We start from the raw sequence: 781 nt of genomic DNA on the forward strand, positions 1-781 counted from the left end.
GTTTACCGACAACGATATCGGTTTGGTGGGTGAAGGATATGACATAGCTATCAAATATGGACCACTGCAATCCTCTGATCTTGTTGCAAGATTACTGTTCGAGCGTCAACCCATTCTGGTAGCAAGCCCTGGCTATTTAAAAGCACGCGGCACCCCCGCAACACCTAAGGAGCTGAGCGATCATAGTGGTATTCTGCTAGGGACATCCCGCTCAGCACCCATATGGCCCTTAGGCAAAGGGGCTCGCAAAACCATGGTAAACTTTCAGCGTAAAGTCAGGGTCAATAGCCCGATTATGGTTAAGCAGTTAGCCCTCGATGACTTTGGGATTGCAATGCTATCAAACTCCGCCTGCAAAACCGAACTCGCCAACGGCCAGTTAGTGCCAATCTTACAGGAATGGCCGATTGAACCCTTTAAGGTCTACGGGGTGTATTCGAGCCGCAGACAATTAGCCACCAATATCAGCGCTTTCTTGGACTTTTTCGTCAAACGCTTTAGCAGCCAAGAAAGCCTGCAATCCTTGATGGGCTAGGCACTTTATCGCAGCGGCATTCACCTTTACTGACATCGCCACTCCTTTGTTCACCCCCCCATGTTGAGTGACCATGGCCATTGAGATAACAAAAAAGCCTAGCGAATTGGCTAGGCTTTTTGCGTTTAGGTGTCCCGTCCTGAAATACGTTGACATAAAGAGGACTTCTTTATGACAACATCAATTAACTCAAGCCGTAAGCGCACACAACGAGATTACACCTTAGCCTTTAAATTAGGCGTTGTA

The 781-nt window shown here is 47.8% G+C and carries 1 protein-coding gene and 1 pseudogene; both read left to right on the plus strand.

The features are described from left to right. A partial coding sequence (locus M0413_RS22670) for a substrate binding domain-containing protein (protein ID WP_249555746.1) occupies positions 1 to 535 on the plus strand: 535 nt, incomplete at its 5' end. 171 nt (positions 536 to 706) lie between these two features. Continuing rightward, positions 707 to 781: pseudogene (locus M0413_RS22675) on the plus strand (valyl-tRNA synthetase); the annotation flags it as partial.

The sequence above is a fragment of the Shewanella sp. 8A genome (genome assembly GCF_023475945.1).
Taxonomy (GTDB): Bacteria; Pseudomonadota; Gammaproteobacteria; order Enterobacterales; family Shewanellaceae; genus Shewanella; species Shewanella xiamenensis.